This window comes from Nakamurella sp. GG22 (assembly GCF_052976845.2).
Map to the genome: position 1 here is coordinate 202,020 of NZ_JBRIIO020000003.1, position 25,173 is coordinate 227,192.

Consider the following 25,173-nt stretch of genomic DNA (forward strand, 5'->3'; position numbering starts at 1 on the left):
TCGGGGCGTGGTCAGAGGAAGTAGTTGGCTCTGGCTACCGAAAGGTCTTGCGGTGGAGTGGTGCCGATGGCGCATGTCGACGGGGTCAGGGCGTGTCAGGGCGTGTGCGGTTCCGGTGGTCCCGCACGAGGACGATGTGGCCCCGCCGGGGACACAGATCCGCGCCTGTCTGCCCCGATGACAAGCCGGCCGGGGTCGGTCCGTCCGCCGGGTCGGCGGACGGCGAGTAGAGCCGTCGCAAGGTAGATGACACTTTCCCCGATAGCGGGATGCGCGAAGGCCAAGTCGGTGGCGGCGCCGACTGCTGCGGTGACCAGGATGGTCGGTACCGCGGACAGGAGTAGCACTCCGGCTCCCCGGTGGACGCCGTGGTGCAGAAGCGTGGCGCCGAGAGGAACAGCGGACAGGAACATGACGACAAACGCGGCGCCCCCTATGATCTGGTAGCCCCGACCAATGCCACCGTCGGACAGTCCGGTAAGCGCGTTGAGTGCATACACCCCGGCCAAGGTGAGGTAACTACCAGTCAGGATGCGACCGGCGGCCCGACCGACCCGGCCGATCGGCAAGGTCGGCATCGCGGCATGAAGGGACACCGCGAGCGTGACCAGAGCGAGCGCACCGAAGATGACGAAGGCTCGCCAGATGAGTCCCTGCGGCCCGTCCGGATCACCCCAGGGGGGTGCCTGACCGGCAAGTCGGAGGGCCTGATCGAGCAGGCTCCACCCGCTGATCCCCACGGCCAGCACCACGGTGACCCACGTCAAGAGGCGTGTGGTGCCAGCCGGGGTCCGGGGGTGGTGCTCGCGGAGCCTGTGGGGCTGACGGGCACTATGGGTCTCGGCCATCACCGCCGGGCCCGTCGTCGCCTCGACGCGTTGAGCGGGTTGGGTTGCCGGTTCTTGTGCCGATGGGCGCTGTCTGGAAGCGTCAAGATGGCCGGCAGGGCGGGCGGGGAGAGCGGGTTTCGATCGAGACGTCGTCATCGGTGTTTCCTCACGATTTTGCGGTGCTGGATGGCGCTTGGGATCACCATCCGGCCCAGCGGTGTCACGGATGTGTCATGCCGGTCGCATCCGGGACGTCTGTTAATCGGTGCGGTCGGGTCAGCGCGCTGCTGCAGCGGCCAGTGGACCAGCGTGGTTGTGGGAAGGGTCCGGTGTGGGTGGGGTCGGAGGTAGCGCGGTCCCGTTCGGTCTTCGGGTGGCGGTCCTGGGTCCGTTGCAGGTCGAGGTCGATGGTCGTGAGGTCGACGTGCCGGGTCTTCGGCGGCGTGCCGTGCTGGCGATGCTGGCGATGTCGGGTGGACGGGTGATCGGTGTCGATGCCTTGTTGGACGTGCTCTGGCCTGACCACCCGCCGGAAACGGGCCGGCGGGCGGTGCACAGCCTTGTCTCGCGGCTGCGTGGCAACCTGGGACCGGCGTCGGGGGGGCTGCGGCTGGTGGGCCATGGGTATGCCCTGGACGTGGACCCGGACGGATTGGACGCATCGGTGGCCCGGCGCCTGGCTCGGGAGGTGAACGCATGTCTTGCGACGGACCCGGGGCATGCCGTCGACCTGGTCCGCCAGGCCCTTGCTCTCTGGCGCGGGCCGGCCTTGGCGGAGTTTCGCGACGTGGCGCCACTGGCCGCGGCCGCCGTGGGGCTGACCGAGCTGCACCACAGGTTGAGAGATGATGCGGTGCAGGCCGCGCTGGCGACCGGGCAACAATCGGTGACCTCTCTCGCCGCGGAGGTTGCGGCGTCAACCCGTCCGCCGCGGGAGCGCAGCGTGCTGCTCTTGATGCAGGCGCTCGCCGCCGAAGGGCGCGCAGCCGACGCAATGGCGACCGCGGCGGTGTACCGCCGGCAGCTCGCCGACGACACCGGGTTGGACCCGGGCCCGGCGTTCGCCGCGTTCGAACAGCGGATCGCGGCGGGTGAGCCACGGAATGAGCTGACCGCGGGGTCCGCAGCGAACCCTACGGCGCCCGCAGTGAATGACCGGGCCACCGGCCCGGGGTCTGCGCCGATCCGGGCAACCGGCCCGATGACGGGCCGCGACCAGGACAGAACGGACCTGCTTCGGCTGTTGGATTCCTATCCGGTGGTGACCGTGACGGGACCCGGTGGCGTCGGTAAGACACGGTTGACGATGGACGTCGCCGCCGAAGTCGCCGACCGGCGTCAGAGCCGGGTGGCAGTTGTTGCGCTCGCCGCCGTGATGGACTCGAACAGGGTGCCGCATGCGGTGGTGTCCAGCCTGGGTTTGCGGGTCACCGGGGACATCGGGGTGTGGAGCGTCGCCGACGCGCTGGCCGACCAGTCGATACTGCTGGTGCTGGACAACTGCGAGCATGTGGTGGCTGCCTGTCGTGAGCTGGTCACCGCACTGCAAAGCCGGGGCGTAAGAGTCCTGGCCACGTCCCGGGTGCGCCTGCACGTCCCGGGCGAATACGTGCTCAGGCTTCAACCGTTGCCGCTGCCCGACGACGCCACCGACCTTCCGGGTCTGCTCGGAACGCCCAGCGTTCAGGCCCTGGTTCAACACGCTCGCCGCATGCGCCCCGACTTCGAGCTGACCACGGCCGATACCGGTCCGGTGACCGAGATCGTTCGACGACTCGACGGCCTGCCCTTGGCCATCGAACTGGCCGCGGCCCAGCTCGCGGCCGTATCCGTGCGAGCCGTACGAGATCGACTGGGACGTGCACTGGATGCACTGACGACCGAACGGCCCGCTGCCGATGCTCGGCATCGCACGCTGCGCGCGACCATCGACTGGTCCTACCGGTTGCTGGCACCGCCAGATCGGCACCTACTCAGCGCGGTCGCCGCCTTCCCCGGCGGCGTCGACCTGACCACCATGGAGCAACTCGGGAACGAGTTGCTACCGGGCATCGATCCGCTCACCGCGATTACCCGGCTGGTGGATGCGTCCCTGCTGGTCGTCGACCAACCGACCATGACCCGCTACACCCTGCTGCACACCGTGCGGCAGTTCCTGTTCAACGAACTCGACACCGACCAGCAGGACACCGCCATCCGGCGATTCCTCGCCTCCGAACGGCGGACGGCACTGGAGATCGGAACCGCCCTACACAGCGCGCAGGAGCCCGACGCCGACCAGCGGCTGCGGGCAGAACTGGCCAACCTGCGCGCCGCGCGTGACCTCGCCACCACCCGCGGCGATGTCGAACTGTTGATCGACCTGACCCTTGCCCTCGACGAGGCCTCCATCTGGCGTGGGATGCCCGAGGTGTGGGCCTGGTCCCTGGAACTTGCCGACGACCCGGCACTACCCGGACATCCCCGCGAGACCGAGGTGCTCGGCAGCGCGGCGATAGCCGCCTGGCTGCTCGGTGACCTGGACCGGGCGGTTGCCCTGGCCAGCCGCGGGCTCGCCCTCAACGCCGCTGCCGGGATCACCCGAAACAGCCCAAACCTTGCCAGCGAAGACCCCGAACGGCGTTGCTGGCGAGCGCTCGGCGCGATCTCCCTGTTCCGTTCCGACTTCCCCGCCGCCCGCGAACAACTACTGCGTGCCGCCGCCGGCCCGCACCCGGAACAACCCGCAACCATCGCCGCAGCAGCGCTGGCCGCGCTCTACGCCGGCGACCGAGCCGGCGCCAACCACCTACTCGGCCAAGTCAGCGACCTGTTGCGCCACCACTCCTGGCCCTCTGTCACCGCGTTCGTCAGCTACATCCAGGGCGAGGTCCTGGCCACCAACGACCCCGACGCCGCGATCGCCGCCTACACCGAAGCAGGACAGACCGCCCGACGCTGCGGCGCAGGCTTCATCGAAGGAGCCGCGATGGTCGGGCGGGCGACACTCTCGACCGCCAGCGGCGACACCACAACGGCGGCGAACAGCTACCGCTGCCTCCTCGATTACTGGCAGAGCACCGGCAACCGCACCATGCTATGGACAACGGCCCGTAACACCGCTCAACTCCTGCTCGATCAGGACCGAAACCACACCGCCGCCATCGTCCTCGCTGCCGCGGACGCGGCACACTCAGCGAACACCCCTGACACCCCGATCGCTGAAGGACTCCAACGACTGACAACGATCCTGACCCAACGCCTGGGCGCCACAAGTCTTGAAACCCTCCGGCAGGAGGCTCAGTCACTGGGTGAAGAGGAAGTACTTGACCTCATGCGAAACGATCTCGACAAGCTCAAAGACACATTGTTGCCAGCCCAGAACACTCCGACATTTCCTTTGCTGCCTCAAGGATGACAGTCAGATCGGGTCCGGCCGAATGGATTGCGGACAAGACCGTCAACCGGGACTGTCCGGAGAACGGTGTTTCTGGCCTGACACGCTGAGCGATGCTCGGCGGGGAAGGTGCCGTGATGACCGCGACACTGAACGGTGTGACCAGGAAGAAGCCGGTCGAGGATTCGGCCGAACAGCGGGCAGCGGTGGAGCTGGTCCGGCTGGCCAAGGAACAGGGCTTGTCGCTGACCGGCCCGGACGGGCTGCTCAAGCAGCTGACGAAAACGGTCCTGGAGACCGCGCTGAACGAGGAGATGACCGAGCACCTCGGGTACGAATAGCACGACCCGGCCGGCGTCGGATCGGGCAACATCCGCAACGGAACCCGGGCGAAAACAGTACTCACCGAGGCCACCGGCAACGTCGAGATCGACGTGCCGCGGGACCGGGCCGGGACGTTCGAGCCGCAGATCGTGCGGAAGCGGCAGCGCCGGTTGACCGGTGTTGATGAGGTGGTGTTGTCGTTGTACGCCAGGGGATTGACCACCGGGGAGATCAGCGCGCACTTCGCCGAGATCTACGGGGCGTCGGTGTCCAAGGAGACCGTCAGCCGGATCACCGACAAGGTCCTGGAGGAGATGAACGAATGGTCGGTGCGGCCGCTGGACGAGAGGCAGATTCCAGTCATCGACGCGATCGTGGTCAAGGTCAGGGACGGGCAGGTCGGTAACCGCCCGTTCTACGCCGCGATCGGAGTCAGCCTCGACGGCGAGCGGGACATCCTGGGGTTGTGGGCCGGAACCGGCGGTGAGGGCGCCAAGTTCTGGATGAGCGTGCTGACCGACCTGCGGAACCGAGGGGTGAGGGACACCTTTTTCGTGGTCTGCGACGGGCTGAAAGGACTGCCCGATGTGGTGTCCAACGTGTGGCCGCAGGCGATCGTTCAGACGTCATCGGTTCACACTGACCTACGGCGGGATGGTCCCGTCGGTCACCGCGCCACTAGGAGAGGACCTATGCAGACGCGCGCCTTCGAGGCCCTCGTGCAGACCTGTCCCTCCTGGTGGAGGCGGGCCGCGTAGCGGCCAGCGGGAGTAGCGCTCCGAGCGCCATGATGAGGTACCAGCAGGCGGCCGGCCTCACGATGCAGCGGCGATCAGTCCTTGAAAGGGACGGTGCCGAACATGTCCGGACCCCCACCATTCGTTGCGTCCGCGGCGCAGGGAGTGTTCATCGGGTTGGATTGGGGTGGTTCATTCCACCAGATGTGTGTCATGGATTCCCTGGGACAGGTGATCTCCCAGAGCCGATTCGCCCATGACGTTAATGAACCGCCCCGGGGTGTCCGGAGACTTCGAATCTTGGGAAGGTTGGAGTCATGTCAGGGAACAGCACCAGGAGGTATCCGCCTAAGCTGAAGGAGCGGGCGGTTCGGATGGTCGCTGAGATCATGCCGGAGCAGGAGTCGGGGTGGGCGGCGATGGGCCGGGTTGCGGAGTTGCTCGGGGTTGGAACGGCGGAGACGGTCCGCAAGTGGGTACGTCAGGCCGAGGTCGACGCGGGTGCCAGGCAGGGGATGTCGTCGGAGGAATCGGTGGAGGTCCGGCGGCTCAAGCGTGAGGTCGCCGAGCTGAAACGGGCCAACGCGATCCTCAAAGCCGCCTCGGTTTATGTGGGTGATCGGTGTCAAGTACCGGTGTCATCGAGTCGTTCGAGGAGTCCGTCGTAGACCTTCTGGCGGCCGGTTTGGCCTTTGTTGGCGGCGTCGTCTCGTTGGGCCTTGAGGGTGGGTCTGAACTCGATGGTGGTGACGAAGAAGGTGCAGGATTCGCAGATCGTTTCGTAGTGGCAGTCGAGTTCGGCGGGTCGGGCGCAATAGCCGTTGCCGAGCATCCTGCGCTGGTGTTCGGCGCGGAGTTTCCGCATCGGTGCCGGTTCGTCTGTGGCCGGCAGGACGGCGGGTTTCTGCTGCTGGTAGAGGGCTTGGACCTTCTCGGTGACGGAGAAGTACTGGTCGGCGACGGTTTTGTCGGCGATCCGGGCGTAGACCAGGGTCATGGTCTTGTGCCCGAGCAACGCGGAGATCGCCTCGAGGGACATGCCGCGGTTGATGGCCTGGGTCGCCAGTGTGCCGGAGTTGGTGGGCGTGGACGTGCCCGATCCCAGCCGCTGTTGCGGCGGTGTGGATGGCGTGGTCAACCCGGGTGCCGGGGATCGGTCGGCCGCGGTCGGTGAACAGCAGCCGGCTGTTCTGCCAGTCCGGTCTGGTCGAGAGCCATTGATCGATCATGGTTTTCAGTTGTGGGTGCAGCGGAACGTAGCGGTCGTTGTGGAGTTTGCCGATGGGGATCCGGAGCCAGTAGGCCGAGCCGATCTGGACGACGGCGTCGGTGGTGAGGCCGAGGAGTTCCCCTTTGCGTATCCCGGTCCGGGCGAGCATCTCGATCGCGAGGCGGCCGAACTGATCGGTGAGTTGCCTGGCGGCGGCCATGAACTTGGCGCTGGCGGCGTCGTCGAGGAACCTGGGCAGTGGTTTGTCCTTGATGGGCACGTCGGAGGCGTAGACCGGTGGCCGGGCGGGCGTGTCGGGGTAGTCCCACTCGATGATCCTGCGGAAGAACGCGCCGAGGTGTCCCATCCTCATCCCGATCGTGGTCTTTGAGATCTGGGTGTAATTCCGGTAGCCGCCGCGGCCGGTCAACCAGGTCTTGTAGGCCTCGACGTGCGTTCTGTCGATGCCGGCGACGGTGACCGCCTGGCTGGTCGTGATCAGGTGCCCGGCGAACTGCCGCAGGGTGGTCTCGATGCAGGTGACGGACGATGCCCGCAGGCTGACCGCGAGTTGGTCGAGGTAGCGACGCATGGTGGCTGCTATCACCGGGGCGGCGGCGGTGATGCGGTCCCAACCGATCTCCGGCACCGATCGCACCGCCCACGGTTTGCGTGCTGATGGTCGCGGTGCCTGCCCGCGGTGGAACATCACCGCATCGAGCCCGAACAACGGGGTGCACAGGGACTTCGGCGCCCGGCCGTGGGTGGCGGTGACCACGGCCCAGAACTGCTCCCGAGCGCAGAGGTATTCGTCGGCGGTGAGCGTTTCCGGTGTCCTGCCGGTAATCACACAGATCTGCGCGAGTTTCGACCACATCTTGTCGACCTCGAGCCGCTCGAATCCCAGACTGGCCGCCTGCAACCGGAACCGGGCGGCCTGCGCCGGGTCGCGATCACCGACGTGCCGTCCCCATTTGGACGCCGCGGCCACGACATAGTCCGCTTCCACGCTCACCGCCGCGTGCACCACGGCGAAGTTCGCGAACGCCCGGGCCCGCTCTGTCGCCGCCAACCGGTCGGCCACCGAGGCAGCACGCCACCGCTGGAGATCACCTAACTCAGCGGTGAACTGCCGCGCGGCCCGTCGCCGGTCGTCGCTCCCTCGAGGCGGCACCTTGGCACTCTGGTACGCGCTGGCGCGACCCGGTCGCGTCCGCCGGTTGGCCCTGCTGGGGGCCACACCGCTTCTCCCGGGCACCACGGCGCCGCCGCCCATGCGCGTAATGACGACCCCCGTGCTGGGTGACATTCTCTCCCGGCTTATCCCTCCGAGCCGAGCTGGCGTCGTCCGCTTCATGCGGATTGTCGGCGAGGGCGACACCATCGTCCGGCACCCGGACCTGCTCGACAGCCTGGTGGCTGCGCAAAGGGACCCTGCGCTCGCGAGGGCCACGCGGGCGGAGTTCCGGGTGTTCCTCACTCCGTTCGCCCGCGGCGGGATGAGACCCTCGATGCGGTTACGTCCCGACGAGTTGCATCACCTCCGGGTGCCGACTCTGCTGGTCTGGGGCGCCCGCGACCCCTTGGGCGGCGAGACCGTTGCCCGATCAGTCGCAGCAATGATCCCCAACGCCCGGATCGAGGTACTCGACACAGGCCACGTGCCCTGGCTCGGCCGCACCGCGGAAGTGTCGCGACTGCTGTCGGCCTTCGCCCATGAAGATGCGCCGTCCTCCGAGCTGTCGTCCTCGTAGCCGCCAAGATCCCATGCACAAGCATTCCCATTCTGGGTTGCTCATCGCGCGGCCCGTCCTCCCAGCGGTCTACTGTTCCGCGTTTCCGCTCTTGCTGTCTCCGTTGACCGACGCGCCAACGTGGTGGGCGTCTCGGAGTCGCAATTCGTAGTCACCGACAGAGGCCGTGGTCAGGTAGCTGGCCCGCGGATTCGGGCGCAAAGGCAGGTCGAGCGACCAGTGACTGTCATTGGGGTTATCGATGCTCAGTCGCGAGCGTCCCAAGCTCGCGGAGCCCGACCGTCGACGGCCCCCGTAGGTTCCGCCGAGCGGCCGACACTAACCGGTACCAGGACACCCAGTTCGTAGCGCGTCTCGCAAGCGGATCCTCCCCCGGAACTAACATGACCAGGCACTGGCAGCCCCGAAATGGGAGGTCATCGCTCTTTCCTCAAGCGGTGTCCGCCGGCGGCACGCTTTTATCTCAGGGTTGCCCCACCATGGATCGAGAGCCATGCTGGACGTTGGTCTTTATCGCCCCAGAGGAGCATCCACGACTCGGGTCAGAGCCCGATACGCCTCAACCTCCAAGGAAGGTCACCGTGACCAAATACCTTGTTGTCGCCCACGAGACTGTGACGAACCCAGTGCTCGCTGACCAGCTCCGCGAGATCCAGCAGAAGGACCCAAATGCCGAATTCACCCTACTGGTTCCCGCGACCCCGGTCCGGCACCTGCTGTTCCTACGCGGCAACGAACGAGACGCTACGGCCGTCGCCAAGAAGCTAGCGACAAAAGCGCAAGAAATGCTGACGCAAGATCACATCAACCTGGTCGAAGCACATACCGGTTCCGAATCCCCCATCGACGCAATCGACCACGAAATCATCGCGAACCCCGGTTACGCCGGATTCGTAATCTCGACCCTCCCGCAGGAAACATCCCGATGGCTGCGGATGGACCTGCCAACCGTGGTCGGTAAGAAGTACGGACTGCCTGTGCACCATGTCCAGGCCGCACCGGACTGGACCGCCAACTACATCCCCTGAATCAACAGTCCCGATGCCTCGGGCCGCCGCAATTGAGCGTTCCCAATCAAACACAAGTCAATACTACTCGCGCGCAGCAATGCCGAAGCGAGACCATGGGTGGGATCGACGCCCATTCTTGATTGCGCGTTGAGGGGTTGTTTATCCGGTACATGTGGAGAAGGAACTGGTTCGGGCACGGTCCTCCTGCCCAAGAAACTGCGTGTTCAACGGGCACCGAGCGCGTTGGGCGCTTGCGCGAACATCGACACATGCTTCATCCGATCAGCGGTCCGGGTGCGATCAGCGGCAGGGCGACCAGTCCAAGCCCAAGGACCAGCGCCGCGGCGAACACAACCAGCAATGGACCCCCCAAGAAATCGCTCGATGCTCCGGACGAACCGCCGGTGCTTTCCCCGCAGGGCTTTTATCCCGCTGGTGCGGGGCCGGCGCCGAGCGACGCCAGGACGTCGGCCAGGATCTGCTCGAACCCGTCGGTTCCACCGCAGAGGCCGGCGGTGAGGGCGCCGTCGTCAAGGACACCGACACCAGATACGGGTGGTTCACCGCGAACGGGATGCCGCAGGATGCGCTGTCCAGGGCTGACAACTGGCCGGGCCGCCGAGTGGAAGCCCCGAGGGCCCAATGGTGACGACGCCGGTGGCGGGTTGACGGTGACAATGACGAGCGTGCGATATCAAGTTCTCGGGGCGGCGGTGATGGCAGTTGCCTACGCAGCGTTCGCTTCGCGATTCACCCCGTTGACCTGGCCAGCGATGCTGGCCACCGTGCCCCCAGCGGCGGGAGTGTTCTGGATCGGCGTGCGCACCGGGACAGTTCGGGACGCTCCGGCGGTTGTTTTCGATTGGTCTCGACTCGTGCCATGGGTGGTGGTGGCAGCGCTGGGGATCGCCTTGGAAATCGTGGCGCTGGTGCAATCGCCGCGTGAGGACTTCCCGACGCTCAGTTCCCTGATCAGCCCATTTGCCGGTGACAGCACCGGGTGGTACCGGTTCGGTGGGTACCTGGCCTGGTTCGCCCTGGGAACCTGGTTGGCGCGGCGATGAGCACCCGAACGGTCATCGTCATCGGATACGCCCTGATCGCGGTCGCGCTGCTCACCTGCCAACTGGCCGCACGTCGTCCGGCGGCCCGGGTGGCCAGGATCGGCGACGTCGTGGGCGCCGTCAAGCGGCGCCGGGCGGGGTGGTTCGTGTTGCTGCTCGCGTGGTGGTGGCTGGGATTTCACGTGCTCGCTCGCTCGTCCTCGCTCGGACCCTAACCGGCCATCGGTCGTGCCGTCTCGATGACGCTGGGCACGCATCCAGGTGGCGGGAGTGCCCTGTTTCACCGCGAGTCCGTGCTGCATCACCAATGTGGAGCACCACAAGGTGAGGGCCTGCTGCCCGCCGACCTGGTCGCGGACATGACCACGCCGATCGTCGCAGGTTAGGGCCTGGGTACCGAATGCTCACAAACAATCGCGGCGAGACTGCTCGACGCCTGGTGGGCCACAGCGGGTCTACCCGGGCTATTCCAGCCAGTTGGGTGTCGACCCGGAACGGCACATCAGCGTCGCCGTCCTTTCTGCCGGTTGCGCTGAGCGAGGGGCGGACGAAGTGTTCACCGACTTGCTCGCCGTGCTTTAGAAGTAGCCTCGACGCGAACAGCTCCGTTGATCTCATTCCTCGGACCAGTACGCGTCAGCAACTCGCCGCGCGGGGTTCGAAATTCCTGCGGCAGTTTGTGTTCGGGCCACGATGACGCCGGCTCAGCCGCCTCCCGCAAGGACCACGTCCAGCGGCACCTGCCGCCCCGCGACCGGTGCTGCGTGCGGGGGCATTGGTGGGGTGGACCGCGAGCCCCGTCGGCCGCCGTACACCCGTGGAGTGCTGCCCAGGAATGGCTCTCCGGTGACCAGCACGGTGGTGTGCGTGGCGGCGGCGTCCCGGAGCATCGCGAACGACCGGACGGCGCCCTTCTGTTCGGAAAACCACCCGGTGAGATCGTCACCGGTCATGCTCAGCCCGGTGAGGGTGGCGTAGGCCAGGTCGGCTGTGTGGTCGTCGTCCGGCATCACCACCACCTTGCCCTTCTTGATCCGCATGGGCAGGGACAGCACCGCGTCCACCCCGTCCGGCGCGGCGGCGGTTGGTTGCGCACGGACCACGGAGCCGTCCCGCAGGTGCCGGTGCCGCAGCAGCGGATCGGTGCGCGTCGCGGCATCCCAGGCTTCGCCGATCTTCTCGGCCGCCTTCCAGGCGGTGGCCGCGCTGGAGGTGTAGCTGTGCCGCAGCGCCTGCACGGCGGTTTCCTCGGCGAGCAGCATGGCCCGGAACGGGTCCCTGGCCTGGTTGGAGTACCCGCGCCCGGTTTCATCCCGGTACGTCGGGGCGAGCATCTCCGCCCGCCCGCGAGGTCGAACTTGCGGGCCAGGGCGGCGGTGAGCACGACGACCCGGGAGGACGTCGCCGCGGCGCCGGCGTACTGGACGATCCGGCCGGCGTGCCGGACCCGTTCCGCCGTCTCGGATCGCGGCGGTTGCGCCGCGCCGCAGGATGTCCTCCATGGCGCGGAGGGCTGCCGGGTTCACCGCGACCGCGACCGTGCCGGGGGACGTCACGGCATCCGCGATACTCGGCGACGTCGCCGCTTCCGCGGGCCGGTTCGTTCCGGCCTGGAGGAGGGTGCGCTGCTGCACCCTGAAGAAGACGGCGTCGACCCGTCCGGCGCCACGGAATCGCGGCGCGACGCCGTCGGAACGGCGCACCGCGGCACCGGATGTCCCGACACCCGGGCCGCCTCGATGCGGGCCGAGTCGAACGCCGCGACTGCTTGGCAGGAGGTGATCTGCGGTGTGCTCACATCCGGGATGTGTGCGGTTCACGGTGCGGCGATCAGACGAAATCGCCAGGGGTGGTGCGGGTCTTCGTTGGTCGGTGGCCAGAGGACTCTGAGGCGCTCCCGGCCGTAGGCGGGTCGTCGATGTCTCGGCGGCCAACCGCGGCGCGACGCGCGAGCGGCAGGCCCACAGGCGTGTGGCGCCCCCCGATCACCGGTGATGGTCACGGGCAGGCAATCCGCAATTCTCCTTTCACGGGTTTTTGGGACACAGTCGCTGCGGGACAGGATGCCCGACGGCTGCGGTTGTTCGCTGACAGCAGGCGGTGACCGTGCTGCACGAACGGGTGGAGTCCGCTGAATTCGGGTGACGGCATCGCGTCCCGGGGTATTGCTCTGAGCCGCCTGATGTTGACTCGCCTGATGGATGCCGTCACATCACCGACCGTTATCACCGATTTTGATGAGGCCACCCGGGACAGCATCGCTGCCGCGCTGTGGCAGCGATCCTTCGACGCCGACAGCGTGCCGCCCGAGGTGGCGGTAATCCTCAACGGTCCTAAAAACACACCGCAGGCGCACGGCACAAGGATGCGGCGTTACCTCACCTATCTGTTGGACCATCCGCTGTCCCACACACCGGAAATGTCGGCGACGTACGAGCGGCTGCAAAGAGAATGCGATTCGCTGTCCCCTCAACAGGCCTACATCTGGCAGACCTCGCTGCTCGGGGGACCGTCCACCGTCGGGTACGACCAGGTGCCCGCTCCGGCGGATCTACAGTTCCCTCGCGACCACCTCCCAAAGGTGCGCAGCCAGGTCGGATGGCACTTCTTCGTCGGCAGCTGCTGGGATACCGACGGACGCGAGTACGGCGCAGAGTTGATGTTCTTCCAGACAGCGCTTTTTCCTCCCGACTTCGCCGCGGGGCTCGGCTTGACCGACGAGGAGAACCAGATCGTCGAACTGCAACTCGCCATCAGCGAGCGAGGTGGCCGGCACTACCAGGCCGAGCCTGTGGTCCTCGCCGGAACCAGCGGCCTGGTGCAGGTCGAGCAGGACCCGTTCGTCTACCACCTGGGCCGAAACATCATCCAGTGTCACAATTCTGACGGCCTGTTCCCGGTGACGATCAAGGGCTGGGGCATCGACCGAGGCAGCGACCCGGGTGTGGAACTGGCGCTGGACCTAACCTTCAGCTCGGGCAAGGAGACACTGCTGCAGGGCGAGGGCGGCTGCATGCCCTCGATCGACGGCATCGGATCCCTGTATTACTCGATCCCCAACCTCGTGCTCGACCCCACCTGCAGCACCCTCACGCTCGACGGCAGGACGGTCACACTGGAGCGGGGCACCTTCTGGTTCGACCACCAATGGGGTTACCTGTCGGGAGCCCCGCGCAGCAAGGTCATGCGCGCGGCGACGTACTCGAAGGACCCCGAGCCGGCCGGGTGGGATTGGTTCATGGCACAGCTCACCGACGACCGGCAGCTCACCGTGTTCTGCCCCCACCGCAACACCATGAGCGCCTTCTATCAGCAGACAGGGCCGACGCCGCCGGCAACCATGACCGTCGGCGTCAAGGGAACGTACATGGCGGCCGACCGGAGCACCACGATCGTCGAGGGCAAGCTGGAGATCGCCGACTGGATCAAGGCCGACCACTCGCCCAATCCCGGTCGCTACTTCGTCACCAACACCTGGTACCCGAACTCCTGGCGGTTCTCGCTCGACGAGAAAGTCCCCAGCGACATCCGCTCATTCCTTATGACACCCATCGTCGATGCCGCCCAATCGGGCTTCTTCGCCAACGGCGCCCAGTACGCCGAAGGTGCGGTCGTCATCACCGCACCCGACGGCTCCGACATCGGCCATGGGTTCTCCGAGTCCGTGTCCTACGCCGACACTCGCCACACCACGTTCACACTCGGCGGCCTATCTACCGCCGACGAACACAACGAATCGTTGGCCAGGCACACGACGCCGAAGGCCCTCGCCCTGCTCAACATGGCCTACGTGCTGACCCATCAAAAACAGCTGCAGCAGATCGGCGCCGAGTCGGCCGGCATGCAATTCTTCGCGGCGGACCCACCCACGCCTGCTGGTTGAGCAATCGGCCGTCTCGGTCCGCTCGCGGGTCCGTGCCTGTGATCGCGAACTCCGACCTGCCGCACACATTCGACGTATGTTGGGACAGAGCGAGCCGTGAGCCCCAACGTGTTCACCGGTGGAAACTGCGCCGGGCTTGCCCCTCACCGTCGGCGGAACGGATCAGATCACCGGCATCCCGTTCCTCGGCGATGCCGAGCATTCTCTGAGGATCTTGTCTGGGATGATTGGTGAACGAGTGGTTCTCGGGGCAGCATGATTTGCCCGACTTTTCCTTCATGATGGGCCTGATGGACAGTAAAGGCACCGACGCCCATGAGGCCCGCGAGATCGACGAGGTGATCGAGCGGTTGCCGAACCGCTTCCCCGATATGCCCCTACAGCGGATCCTGCAGGTGATCGATGCCGGCGGCGGTGTCGTCGCCGATCGGGACCACTACAAGCTGGGGAACGGCGGGCTCTGGCCACCCGGTGATCCTCACCCTCGCCTTGAGCTTCAAATCGGCGGCAGGCGCGACTGTCAGCGCAGTGCACGGTTGAACAGTGCCAGGATGCGTTCCCGCGCATCCGTCGTTGCTTCGGGGTCGTAGCGGGTGCCGGACACCTTCGCCAGCAGGGTCAGCATCAGGGTTTGGTCCTGCGGGTCATGGTCGTTCATGAAGCCGTGCCCCACCCCCGGGTAGGTCTTGATGTCATGCTCCACACCCAGCGTCGTGAGGATCGTCTCCAGTCGCTGCGCGGCGCTGGCTCCCATCGGGCTGCGGTCGTTCCCGCCATAGCTACCGACGATCGGGCACGCCGTTTCCAGCCATGTGTCGGCGTCCTTCGGGCAGCCACCGTAATTGGTGCTGACCGCCGAAAACCCCCACCCGGGGGCCAGCGCGAGCGCGTAACCACCGCCCATGCAGAAACCGATCACCCCGGTTTTACCGGTGCAGTCGCTGCACGCGGCAAGCCAACCGCGGACCGCGTCGATGTCCTGAAAGCTGCGCCCCTTGAGCTCCCCGAGGTCCCGCATCACGGTGCGCAGGCATTTCAGCCGACCGCCCCAGTGGAACAAGTCCGGGGCCGCCGCGAGAAACCCGGCACCCGCCAACCAGTCCGCCTGGTGCCGCAAATCCTGGCTCATCCCGGTGAAGTCATGCACCACCACCACACCCGGCCACGGACCGCCGGTCGGCGGCACAGCGACGTACGTCGGCACCGGCCCGCGCGGCGCAGGAATCAGAACATCGCTCACCCCGAGACCCCCGTCGCTCATTGTGAAGGGCAGGAAGGCAGCGGCGCCCAACGGCACCGGGGGCACGCAGCCCGACCTGGTCCTGCAAATCCTAGAGCCGTCACCGTCATTCACGCTCGGGCCGTGCGCAGCGGAGCCGCGACCGCCGACGTCGTCATCGCCCGAAGGTGATGAACCGCCAAATTAGGTGGCGCCTTATCACCATGCTAAATGGCATCGACTTCGAACACCGATGCGCCGATCCGTAGCCGGCCATGCGCATCGGCGCGGGGTGAGCGGCTGACCAGCAGGGCGGAGAATGCGATTACCGGGAAGAAAGGTGCCAGCTACATTGGCCGACGACTCGCTACCGGGCTGATGACCAAGACGCACCGCTGTTCACCCGCACCGGACCGAACCGGTTGCGCGTCCTGGTAGCGGCCCTGAACGGCACCATTCGTCCACGCGCGAAGGGGCGGTTGGAAGTCGCCGTGCTTTGTATCTGGGTTGACGAGTGACGGGAACCCGGTCCGTAACGGGACGGCCAGCAGTCCTGTCAACCTGCGCTCACGGCGGCATAGAACTGGTCCGTGGTTGCTGGTCCGTTACTTGCCTACCGAGTCCGACGGGCAGGATCGGCGCCACCACCGGGGCCACGTGTACCCGAGCGGGTTCATCCGGGAACCGGGATGCGCGACCACATCGTTCGCCAGGCGGGATAGCGCGGTTCGTCGCAGTATGGGTTGATTGTGCACGGGGGAACGCGCGCGCTCACCTGGATCGGGCGCCTCCGGCGCGGCACCGTGCACTGTGACCAGGGGGTAGCTCGTGAGGCGTTCAACATCGGTCACCGTATCCGTGGCAAGTGTTGTGCTGCTGTTGGCAGCCGGTTGTTCATCCTCGGATAGCTCGGCGATTTCATCCAGCACAGCGCCGGCCTCAACACCGGAATCCGCGTCCGTGACTTCGTCTGCGGGATCGGGATCCTCGGCTTCGGTCTCGTCCGCGTCCCCGCCTGGGTCGGGCGGTTCGACCGGCGCCGGTTCGGAGCCGGCATACGTTCCGGTGGTGACCTCGGCGATCGAGACAACGATGAAGGACAACGTCATCCCTGGGGCAGCCGTCCTGGTCGCCTCCCCGGATAAGGGGGACTGGACCGGCACCTTCGGGACCGGCACCCTCGGTACGGATGACCCGATCACCGTCGGGGACCACTTCCGGATCGGCAGCAACACCAAGACGATGACCTCAACGGTCATCCTGCAGCTCGTGCAGGACGAGAAACTGTCCCTCGATGACCCGATCGGAACGTACATCAAGGGTGTGCCCAACGGGGATAAGATCACCATCGCGCAGTTGTCGGAGATGCGCAGCGGCCTTTACAGCTACTCCTTCGACCCGAAGTTCAACCAGACGTTGGACGAGGATCCGCAGAAGGCATGGACCCCGCAGGAATTGTTGGACATTGCCTTCGCGCATCCGGTGAACTTCGCCCCAGGTGCCGGGTACGACTACAGCAACACCAACATCATCCTGCTCGGCTTGGTGATCGAACAGCTGACCGGCACATCGGCGTCACAGGCTTTCCAAGACAGGATCTTCACCCCGCTGGGCCTGAAGAACACACTGCTCCCGGCGGCGGACGACGCGTCCATCCCGGAACCGCATCCGCAGGGTTATTCCTTCGGCACCAACACATCAACGATCGACACCTACGCCCTGCCCGCAGCAGACGTGCCCAAAGCGCTCGCCGGCACGCTGCTGCCGAACAACGAGACCGACGCGAACCCGTCCTGGACGTGGACGGCGGGCGGAGCCATCTCCACCATCGACGACATGAAAACCTACGTCGAGGCACTCGTCGACGGCGGACTGCTGAACGCCGAAACCCAGAAGATCCGCCTGGACAGCCTGCAATCCACCAATCCGACGAACCCATCCGCGGCGCTGTACGGCCTTGGCATCGCCCAGATCGGTGCGCTGATCGGTCATGACGGGCAGATCCCGGGGTACATGACATTCATGGGCCACGACCCGAAAAGCGGCCTGACCATCGTGATCTGCACCAACCTGGCCACCGTGCCCAGCGGTGAAGGGTCCGCCCTGACCATCCTCAAAGCGCTGCTGCCCATCTTCTATCCCGGAATGGCCGTACCGGGCGGTGACCCAGCAGCAGCCCCAAGCGGCTCCTCGGCAGCGGCGACAACCACCGGCGGCTGACCGCGAAACAACCCCCTTCGAGCCAGCGCCGCCAGACTCTGGCGGACCCGCCATAGGACGAACAGCATTCAGCCGGCGGGGTTGGCCCTCGAGTGATCTGCGGGTTCGGTCCTCGTCGGTGAACGTGCCGACGGCGCGAATGTTGTCGACGCCGTCGAAGCGATTGAATCCCGCGGTCCAGATAATGGATCTGGTCTTGCCCACTGCCGACGGTGCGGCGGCGACCCTGCAACTGACAGCGGCCTACCCCTATGTTGCAGTCGTGATCCCGTGCAGGGGGAAGCTCCCGCTGCCGCTCGAGGGAAGCGATCGCCGCCGCCGACGCCTACCTGTTCGAGGACGCTTCTACAGGCTCGTTGCTGGTCGCCGCGTGTCATGCCGGGCAGCGCCCGGGTGGTGGTGAGGTGGTCGGCGACGGCGGCCAATTTGAGGCTGCTGGGAGTAGCGGCGGAGCACCGCGAAGGCCTCGGCCGCGGTGATCCCCTAGGTCTGCATGAGGATGCCCTGCGGCTGCCCGATCACATTCCGGGTGTCGATCGCCTGCCACAGGTTCTGCTCGGTGCGCGAGTATGCCAAAACCACCGATGTGTGAATTGCCGAATTGGATGGCATCGTTTGACCACGCTAAGTGGCACTAATCTCGAACGTCTGTTCGGCCCGCAGTCTGCGTCATCGTATCTCCGTGCTGGTCGACACACTTGTGCTACTGGCGCAGGATGCGATTTAGCGCGATCAGAAGGTGCCACTTACCGTGGCACACGACACCGGCACTGACGCGCTGGCCGTCTGGCACGACCGGTTCCTCTGACCGTGCCTGGAGCGCCTCAAGGCGCGCGGCCAGAAGTACCAGACCACGATGTGCACACAAGAACACGAGCCTCATAGCGCATCCACACGATTCGGGCTCTGAACGGGTGACCTACTCACCAACGAGTAGAAAACCGGGGTAATCTTCCGGTACGCGAAGTCACGTCCGCTGACTTTGTCCCCCCGAAGCAGCGGCCTTCTGCCCCCGAAGCGGATGACAACGCCCCGAAGAGCCCCGGTTTCACGAGATGAAACCGGGGCTCTTTCGGTCATCATGGATCTTGCCCACCAAGCCCGGTGACTCTGGACGATCCTTGCTTGCTTCCCGTGTTAACCAAAGAGGAGTGGCGCGTTGGCCGACTTCAGGGTGTTCGATCAGGTTGATCAGGGTTTAGGGAAGATCGCGATCAATCTTGACCATGTGATTAGAATCGAACGCCATGAAGAGAAGGGGATGAAGCGCGAGGGCGTCACCCTCGACCTATCTGCATTTGTCGTCTTGACTCCCGGCAACTTTAAGGTCCAGGTGCCGATCATTTCCGTGTACGAAAATGAAGCGCAAGGCGACGAGCTGGACACAGCGTTCGAGGAGTTCATTGAGAAGCTAACGCCGAGATCGCCTGCACGTCGTTCTTGACGCTGACCACAGATCGACACGTTCCCGTCGCGCCGTCACGACGGCGGACGGCTCAGAGCCCGAAGCTTGTGAATTGCCAAACTGGATGGCATCTTTTGACCACGCTAAATGGCACCAATCTCGAACGTGTGTTCGGCCCGCAGTCTGCGTCATCGTATTCCGTGCTGGTCGGCACACTTGTGCTACTGGCGCAGGATGCCATTTAGCGTGGGGCGGTTTCTAGCTGTCGTCGCAACACGGTCGGTTATGTAGCTAATTCAAGCAGCTTGTTGAGGCGCTCTGCCGGGGTGTCCCAGTCGAGGGTTTTCCGCGGCCTGCTGTTGAGCTGGGCGGCTGCCGCGACCAGGTCCGCCGGGCTGTAAATGTTGAGGTCGGTGCTCTTCGGGAAGTACTGGCGTAGCAAGCCATTCGTGTTTTCGTTGGACCCCCGCTGCCATGGGCTATGGGGGTCGCAGAAGAAGACCTGGACATTGGTGGCGAGGGTGAACTGGCGGTGCTGAGACATTTCCTTGCCTTGATCCCAGGTCAGCGATCGACGAAGGTGCGCTGGCAGCGTGAGGACAGTTCTCGTCAGTGCTTCACGGACTGCTTCGGCGGTGTGATCGACGGGCAGGTGCAGCAGCATGACGTACCTGGTCGACCGCTCGACCAGGGTGCCGATCGCGGATCGGTTGCCCTCGCCGGTAATGAGGTCGCCCTCCTTACGTTCGTGGAGGGGTGGATCAGGCCCGGTCGTAAGGTCTTGGTCGCTCTCCTTGGGACAGGTGGGTATGGCTTCAGGTCTCCCTGCCGGGCTGATCGTTGGTCGGTGACGGCTCACTGGGAATGGCCGCCCGCCTGTCCTGTTGGTAGCTCGACCGCTCATTGAGACTCGCGCGACGATCGTTGGGTAAGGACGTGCCGGCGTGGCTGCCACTCGAGGAGAACCCCCTTTGGTGACGGCGACGTGAGGATGGCTGATGACGGCGGTCTGGGTAGGAATGGATTCGGGGAAGTGGGCGCACCACTGCGTGGTCATCGACGCCGGCGGCCGGGTGCTGCTGTCCCGGCGGGTGGCCAACGATGAGGCCGCGCTGACCGGCCTGATCAGTGCCGTGCTGTCTTTGGCCGACGGTGATGAGGCTGTGTGGGCCACCGATCTCAACGCCGGTGGTGCAGCGCTGCTTCTGGCGTTGTTGGCCGACCGGTCGCAGCGGGTGCTCTACCTACCCGGTCGGATCGTTCACCACGCCGCGGCGACCTACCGCGGTGACGGCAAGACTGACGCCAAAGATGCGCGGATCATCGCCGATCAGGCGCGGATGCGGAGCGATCTGCAACCGGTCCGGGCCGCCGGCCAGGTCAGCGTTGATCTGCGGCTGTTGACCTCGCGTCGGACCGACATGATCTTCGACCGGGTCCGTCATATCAACCGGCTGCGGGCCACGATGTTGGAGTACTTCCCCGCTCTAGAAGCAGCTTTCGACTTCTCGAAGAAGGCACCGCTGATCCTGGTCGCCGGTTATCAGACACCGGACGGGATCCGCCGCATGGGCGTTGCCCGGCTCGCCGCCTGGCTCAGGAGCCGCGGCGCCCGCGGCGCCGACACCGTCGCCGCCAAGGCTGTTGAGGCCGCCGCCGGTCAACGCACGGTGTTGGCCAGCCAGGCGGTGGCCGCGCAGATCGTCACCCAGCTGGCCGGGCAGATCATGGCGTTGGACAGCGACATCGCCGCCCTCGACGAGCAGATCGCAGAGACGCTCGACCGGCACCGTGACGCGAAGATCCTGCTCAGCATGCCCGGCTTCGGGGTCGTCCTGGCCGCGACGTTCCTGGCCAACACCGCCGGCAACGTGACCACCTTCGACACCGTCGACCGACTGGCCAGCGTCGCCGGCCTGGCCCCGTCGCCGCGAGATTCCGGCCGGATCAGCGGCAATCATCACCGACCGCACCGATTCAACCGACGACTACTGCGAACCTGCTACCTGGCCGCGTTATCCAGCCTGAAGGCCAGCCCCGCCTCGAAGGCCTACTACGACCGCAAACGCGCCGAGGGCAAGTCCCACAAGCAGGCGATCATCGCGCTCGCCCGACGCCGGCTCAACACGATCTGGGCCATGATCCGTGACCGCACCGCCTACCAAGAGCCAGTCCCTGCACTACCCGCAGCGGCTTGACAAACAGCATTGAGATTCCCAGTGGCCCGGTACTGCGCGATCTTCGACCTCCGCCGGGCGTTCGCTGATCATCACCGTGGGATCAACGATGCAGCCCTGCCGACGGGCATCGGATCGTTTGTGGGGTTTGCGTCGGGCGCGACCGGTCCGCAGGGCCCTGACCAGCTCGCGGCGCAGTTCACCGCGTCCCTGCACGTAGAGGGCCTGGTAGATGGTTTCGTGCACCAGGTGCCTTTCCCGTTGGCCGGGGAACTCGCTCCGCAACGCGTGACAGATCTGCTGGGGGCTCCACTTGTCCTCGAGCTTGGACTGCACGAAGTCACGCAGCTGCTGGTCCTGGGCCAGCTTGCCCGACCGTGGCCGGCCCCGCCTGGCAAGGGCAGTCCGGTGCGCGGTGAAGGGTCGGTAGTTGCCCGACTCGGTGGTGTTGCGGCGGATCTCCCGGCTGACGGTGGACGGGCTCCGTCCCAGCGATGCGGCGATTGCGCGGATCGTCTGGCCAGCCCGCAATAAATCGCCGATCTGAAGTCGTTCATCCTCGGACAGGAACCGCGCCGAAATGACCACCGGCTCGGCGGCGATCGGTGCGTAATAGCGGGCCCGGCCGCCGCTGTCGATCATCGTCCGACCGTCCCGCCAACGGGTGCCGGTGATCCGGTGCACCCCGACTTCCCGGCATGCGTCCACGTTGCTCATCCCTTGCGCCACCAGGCGAAGGTAACGCTCCCGCTCCGATGTCAACGGGGCGCCGGGCCCAGGCTGCGGGCGGTCTTTCGGTACAGGCATTGCAGCTCCCGAACGGGATCAGGTGTTGCAACGACCGCTGGAACCCAAGTGGTCAGAAGGTGCCACTTACCGTGGCACACGACACCGAACGGTGGCCCCATGGAAGCGGGCACGGCAACGATACGAACTGCCCTCCACGTTTGCTCGAATCGACTCATCCGGGTCAGTCCGGTTCCGGGACTGCGCACCCACGGCCGGTAGGTTGACACAACGCCCGGCCGGCCGACCGCCGCCCTGAAATGACCGGCTTGATCAGTTCGGCGATCGTCGGCACGGGCTGGTGCTGCTATCGCCGCGCCCATGATTGAGTCCCCGTAACTGCGTCAGAATGGCGGCTCAGTCAGCCTGCACGTCCCGCTCAGTCAACCCCGACATCGTGACGGTGGCTCCCGGAACGCCTCGGGGACTGAACTCCACGCTGTACGTCGTGCTGAACCAATTCGGCCAGGAGCTGACAACCCTGCCCCGCCAGCCGGTTCTGACGACGTTGACGCCTTGATGGATGTCATGCATGGGATGAACCGGTGCCAGCGTCTCGACGGTGGCTGCCATGTCCACCACCGTGGGCTACTGATTCCAGTCGGCGTCACAACCGGTGATTGGCTGTGTCGGCGAATTGCCGGTAGCACGGCTCGGCCGCCGGTCGCCAGGTAGCCCACCAAGGCGTCGAGCCACACGGCGCTGAACAGGTGCCAAAGGTGACGGCGTGTCGAGGCCGCATCATCATGCTGACACCCGCGGGTTTACCGGCGCTGAGCCCGGACCCGTTCTCGCCCGGCGCGAACACGCGAGCCACGACGGGTTAGGCGCAGTCGATGCAGATCAGGTCTGCTCCTGATGCTGTGGCGATCCGGTTGCGGTGTTGCACCAGGAAGCACGACATGCAGGTGAACTCGTCGGTCCGCTTCGGAATAACCGGCATGGTGAGTTCATCGCTGATCAGTTCAGCGCCGGGCAGGTCGACAGCGTCATCGCTGTCACCTTCGTCGACATCGGCCAGGGGTGACTGTTTTTCGGCGCGGGTCGCGTGAAGGGCGTCCAGGGATTCGAGATCGTTGTCAGTGTCTTCGGCGATGCCGCGGCGTGGTGCGTCGTAATCGGTCGTAGCCATCATGATCCCCCGGGGAAATCTCTGTACTCGCCAGCGATTCGCGGTTGCTGGCGGTCAAGATACAACACCCTGGGGATCGGGAGAGTCGTCGCGGGAACATCCTCCGCCGCAATTGAACGCCGTTCCGTCCCGCGATCCACACGGCTCAGCGTCGATCCAGTGTGCGCCGGCACGCAGGAACAACAGCCTGGGCATGTCAGCCCAGCCAACGCGGGCATCACGGAATGGTGTGCCAGAAACCCCTTACCGCGATCAACGACAAGTTGATCCCAGGCGGTGAGAACCATCGAAGCCGAGCCGGAATAGGCAGGCTGACCCGCCGCCACCGGCTGGTCATCAACTGGTGTCACCTCCTCCACGTTTGTGGCGGCGGATCAGATCAAGGGTGGGGCGCGCGGCACGGCGGGTGTGAACGCGCCTGCAACCCAGGCGGGGGTCTCAGGGGCGGTCGATGTGGGTTGGTCCCGGGATGCCGAGGAGGTGGGCGCACCGTTCCCGGCCGAGGGCGTCGTCGGTGGGTTGAGTGCTGCGGGTGGCGTCGTAGAGCACCCGCGGTGTCAGGGGCAGGTTCGCACCGCGGATGCTGGCCCGTCGGACTCTACTGCGGATGGTGGCGGTGGTGGTCGCGTAGTGATCGGCGAGGTCGCCGATCGGACCCGCCGGCTGATCCTGCAGCCCGGCCCAGTCCAGGATTGACCGGGCCCGGTTCGCGGAGTGCCCGAAGGTCCGCCAGATCAGCGCCGTGACGACCGTCGGGACGGTGAACCCGGGTAGCGCGGTACCGGTCCGCGACCCGCTGTGGCCCCGCGGTTCAGTGGCGAGTCGATTCATCGTTCGTCGCACCGAAGGTGTTGGACGGCGGGTGCCACCTGGGACGGAGGCCCCGATGTCCTGCAGGCTCTCCGCAGTGTTTTCGTGCAGCGGGGATCTGTTCAGGTGGAAAGGGACCGCAGACGAGAGATGCCCCTGTTGTGCGCAGTCACCTGGGATTGGCTCCATAGGGCCGAACACCCCCGTCGGGTCACGCCCGTATCAGCATTACCGATCTACCTGTGACTGACAGTAGCGCAATGTCTCAACGGTGCAACACTGGAGGGGGAGTTTCACCTGTCAGGGCTCTGACACATGTGACTCACGTCGTTCTACGCTTATCAGGCAATCAAGAATAGTTCCCTTTGAATTGGTTTCCGGGCGTGATATTGCCGTAGATTCTTTACGGGAAGGTCGGCAACGGCCTTCAAGTATTCTTTGTATCGGTGACCGCCTGACTGCGGTTCGGGTTAAAAGCAACCCGTCGAGCCGGTGGTGATTGCACGTCGGCACATTTTTGTTGTGCATCGAGAAATTGGGTCACTATGACCGACGTCATGATCGGGCGCGCTTCCGCGCCGGCGAGGACAGTTCTGCTGTGTGATCAGCATCCGGTCACCCGGCGGGTGCTGACCGAGCAGCTCGCGGCCAGTGGCTCGCACCTGCAGGTGGTGTCAGCGGTCCGCGACGCAGCCGCGGTGGTCGACGCGTTCACCGCACACCCCACCGACGTGGTGCTCATCGGGATCCGCGGCGGCGCCCCCAGCGGCCCACGAGCGGTCGACGCGCTGCTGACCGAGCACCCGACCGCACCGGTCATCGTCTACGGCACGGCCGCCGACAGCCGCCTGCTCGCGGAGTCGATCCACCGCGGCGCGCAGGGCCTGATGTTGTGGGACATCACCCCACCGTCATCTGGTCGAGCCATTCGCACGGAATCACCCCGAACGGCCGCGCACCGATCCGCGCCGCCGACCAGGCCGCTGACAGCGTTGGAACACCGCGTGCTGCGCGGAATGAGCCTGGGGCACAGCAACTACGAAATAGGCCGCAGACTTTCGCTTCCCGAGCAAAGAGTCAAAACCAGGTGCCACATCATTCTCGGTAAGCTCGGTGCCCGCGACCGGGCACACGCCGTCGCCCTCGGACTCCGCGATGGCCTGCTCAACTGAACCGGCAACCGGTCGGGCATACCGACCAACCACCGACCGACCAACCCACACCCGGTGCCCCCGG

The 25,173-nt window shown here is 65.8% G+C and carries 19 protein-coding genes and 4 pseudogenes; 13 read left to right on the plus strand and 10 right to left on the minus strand.

Annotated elements, in window-relative coordinates:
• Nucleotides 1-95 precede the first annotated feature (95 nt).
• On the minus strand, nucleotides 96-767 hold the full coding sequence (locus ACVBEQ_RS05170) for a hypothetical protein (protein WP_447152356.1): 672 nt from the start codon (nucleotides 765-767) through the stop codon (nucleotides 96-98).
• Between the two features lie 436 nt (nucleotides 768-1,203).
• On the opposite strand from ACVBEQ_RS05170, the gene ACVBEQ_RS05175 reads away from it, so the two are divergent.
• The 3 genes and pseudogenes from ACVBEQ_RS05175 to ACVBEQ_RS05185 form a co-directional block, all read left to right on the plus strand.
• Nucleotides 1,204-4,227: an AfsR/SARP family transcriptional regulator gene (locus ACVBEQ_RS05175; protein ID WP_447152357.1), complete on the plus strand. Its 3,024-nt coding sequence runs from the start codon at nucleotides 1,204-1,206 to the stop codon at nucleotides 4,225-4,227.
• 116 nt (nucleotides 4,228-4,343) lie between these two features.
• Nucleotides 4,344-5,168, plus strand: a pseudogene (locus ACVBEQ_RS05180) (IS256 family transposase); the annotation flags it as partial.
• A 416-nt stretch (nucleotides 5,169-5,584) separates the two neighbouring features.
• A pseudogene (locus ACVBEQ_RS05185) lies at nucleotides 5,585-5,896 on the plus strand (transposase); the annotation flags it as partial.
• 9 nt (nucleotides 5,897-5,905) lie between these two features.
• Here the strand turns inward: ACVBEQ_RS05185 and ACVBEQ_RS05190 are convergent.
• Nucleotides 5,906-7,861: a tyrosine-type recombinase/integrase gene (locus ACVBEQ_RS05190; RefSeq protein ID WP_447152358.1), complete on the minus strand. Its 1,956-nt coding sequence runs from the start codon at nucleotides 7,859-7,861 to the stop codon at nucleotides 5,906-5,908.
• Here ACVBEQ_RS05190 and ACVBEQ_RS05195 point away from each other — a divergent pair.
• From ACVBEQ_RS05195 to ACVBEQ_RS05210, 4 genes are all read left to right on the plus strand, one after another.
• Nucleotides 7,761-8,231: an alpha/beta fold hydrolase gene (locus ACVBEQ_RS05195; protein WP_447152502.1), complete on the plus strand. Its 471-nt coding sequence runs from the start codon at nucleotides 7,761-7,763 to the stop codon at nucleotides 8,229-8,231. The genes ACVBEQ_RS05190 and ACVBEQ_RS05195 overlap by 101 nt on opposite strands.
• A 581-nt stretch (nucleotides 8,232-8,812) precedes the next feature.
• On the plus strand, nucleotides 8,813-9,259 hold the full coding sequence (locus ACVBEQ_RS05200) for a hypothetical protein (RefSeq protein ID WP_447152359.1): 447 nt from the start codon (nucleotides 8,813-8,815) through the stop codon (nucleotides 9,257-9,259).
• Nucleotides 9,260-9,927: 668 nt separating this feature from the next.
• On the plus strand, nucleotides 9,928-10,305 hold the full coding sequence (locus ACVBEQ_RS05205) for a hypothetical protein (protein ID WP_447152360.1): 378 nt from the start codon (nucleotides 9,928-9,930) through the stop codon (nucleotides 10,303-10,305).
• The gene (locus ACVBEQ_RS05210; protein WP_447152361.1) at nucleotides 10,302-10,520 is read left to right on the plus strand and encodes a DUF6186 family protein; all 219 of its coding nucleotides are present in this window, start codon (nucleotides 10,302-10,304) and stop codon (nucleotides 10,518-10,520) included. Before ACVBEQ_RS05205 ends, ACVBEQ_RS05210 begins: the two co-directional genes overlap by 4 nt.
• 489 nt (nucleotides 10,521-11,009) lie before the next feature.
• On the opposite strand, the gene ACVBEQ_RS05215 is transcribed toward ACVBEQ_RS05210, so the two are convergent.
• Nucleotides 11,010-12,008, minus strand: coding sequence for a hypothetical protein (locus tag ACVBEQ_RS05215; protein WP_447152362.1), 999 nt, complete (start codon nucleotides 12,006-12,008; stop codon nucleotides 11,010-11,012).
• 494 nt (nucleotides 12,009-12,502) lie between these two features.
• Between ACVBEQ_RS05215 and ACVBEQ_RS05220 the strand changes: the two genes are divergently transcribed.
• Nucleotides 12,503-14,188, plus strand: a complete 1,686-nt coding sequence (locus tag ACVBEQ_RS05220) for a lipocalin-like domain-containing protein (RefSeq protein ID WP_447152363.1) — start codon at nucleotides 12,503-12,505, stop codon at nucleotides 14,186-14,188.
• A gap of 230 nt (nucleotides 14,189-14,418) precedes the next feature.
• Entirely contained in the window at nucleotides 14,419-14,778 is a 360-nt protein-coding gene (locus ACVBEQ_RS05225; RefSeq protein WP_447152364.1) for a hypothetical protein, read from the plus strand.
• On the opposite strand, the gene ACVBEQ_RS05230 is transcribed toward ACVBEQ_RS05225, so the two are convergent.
• Entirely contained in the window at nucleotides 14,709-15,428 is a 720-nt protein-coding gene (locus ACVBEQ_RS05230) for a dienelactone hydrolase family protein (RefSeq protein WP_447152365.1), read from the minus strand. The two genes, ACVBEQ_RS05225 and ACVBEQ_RS05230, sit on opposite strands and share 70 nt — an antisense overlap.
• 1,047 nt (nucleotides 15,429-16,475) lie before the next feature.
• Between ACVBEQ_RS05230 and ACVBEQ_RS05235 the strand changes: the two genes are divergently transcribed.
• Nucleotides 16,476-17,627, plus strand: a complete 1,152-nt coding sequence (locus ACVBEQ_RS05235; RefSeq protein WP_447152366.1) for a serine hydrolase domain-containing protein — start codon at nucleotides 16,476-16,478, stop codon at nucleotides 17,625-17,627.
• A gap of 483 nt (nucleotides 17,628-18,110) precedes the next feature.
• On the opposite strand, the gene ACVBEQ_RS05240 is transcribed toward ACVBEQ_RS05235, so the two are convergent.
• Entirely contained in the window at nucleotides 18,111-18,239 is a 129-nt protein-coding gene (locus ACVBEQ_RS05240; RefSeq protein WP_473163161.1) for a hypothetical protein, read from the minus strand.
• A 547-nt stretch (nucleotides 18,240-18,786) separates the two neighbouring features.
• On the opposite strand from ACVBEQ_RS05240, the gene ACVBEQ_RS05245 reads away from it, so the two are divergent.
• Nucleotides 18,787-19,071, plus strand: a complete 285-nt coding sequence (locus ACVBEQ_RS05245) for a hypothetical protein (RefSeq protein ID WP_447152367.1) — start codon at nucleotides 18,787-18,789, stop codon at nucleotides 19,069-19,071.
• A gap of 244 nt (nucleotides 19,072-19,315) precedes the next feature.
• Here the strand turns inward: ACVBEQ_RS05245 and ACVBEQ_RS05250 are convergent.
• A pseudogene (locus tag ACVBEQ_RS05250) lies at nucleotides 19,316-19,771 on the minus strand (IS30 family transposase); the annotation flags it as partial.
• Nucleotides 19,772-20,030: 259 nt separating this feature from the next.
• On the opposite strand from ACVBEQ_RS05250, the gene ACVBEQ_RS05255 reads away from it, so the two are divergent.
• Nucleotides 20,031-21,230, plus strand: coding sequence for an IS110 family RNA-guided transposase (locus tag ACVBEQ_RS05255; protein ID WP_447152368.1), 1,200 nt, complete (start codon nucleotides 20,031-20,033; stop codon nucleotides 21,228-21,230).
• 15 nt (nucleotides 21,231-21,245) lie between these two features.
• On the opposite strand, the pseudogene ACVBEQ_RS05260 reads toward ACVBEQ_RS05255, so the two are convergent.
• The 4 genes and pseudogenes from ACVBEQ_RS05260 to ACVBEQ_RS05275 all read right to left on the minus strand — a co-directional run.
• Nucleotides 21,246-22,016, minus strand: a pseudogene (locus ACVBEQ_RS05260) (IS30 family transposase); the annotation flags it as partial.
• Between the two features lie 336 nt (nucleotides 22,017-22,352).
• A complete protein-coding gene (locus ACVBEQ_RS05265; protein ID WP_447152369.1) occupies nucleotides 22,353-22,568 on the minus strand; it encodes a hypothetical protein in 216 nt (71 codons plus the stop codon).
• A 250-nt stretch (nucleotides 22,569-22,818) separates the two neighbouring features.
• Nucleotides 22,819-23,127: a DUF4193 domain-containing protein gene (locus tag ACVBEQ_RS05270; protein ID WP_447152370.1), complete on the minus strand. Its 309-nt coding sequence runs from the start codon at nucleotides 23,125-23,127 to the stop codon at nucleotides 22,819-22,821.
• Between the two features lie 438 nt (nucleotides 23,128-23,565).
• Nucleotides 23,566-23,958 carry a hypothetical protein gene (locus ACVBEQ_RS05275; RefSeq protein WP_447152371.1) on the minus strand — a complete coding sequence of 131 codons (393 nt, stop codon included), beginning with the start codon at nucleotides 23,956-23,958 and terminating at the stop codon, nucleotides 23,566-23,568.
• A 536-nt stretch (nucleotides 23,959-24,494) separates the two neighbouring features.
• Here ACVBEQ_RS05275 and ACVBEQ_RS05280 point away from each other — a divergent pair.
• Nucleotides 24,495-25,109: a response regulator transcription factor gene (locus ACVBEQ_RS05280; RefSeq protein ID WP_447152372.1), complete on the plus strand. Its 615-nt coding sequence runs from the start codon at nucleotides 24,495-24,497 to the stop codon at nucleotides 25,107-25,109.
• Nucleotides 25,110-25,173: the final 64 nt, after the last annotated feature.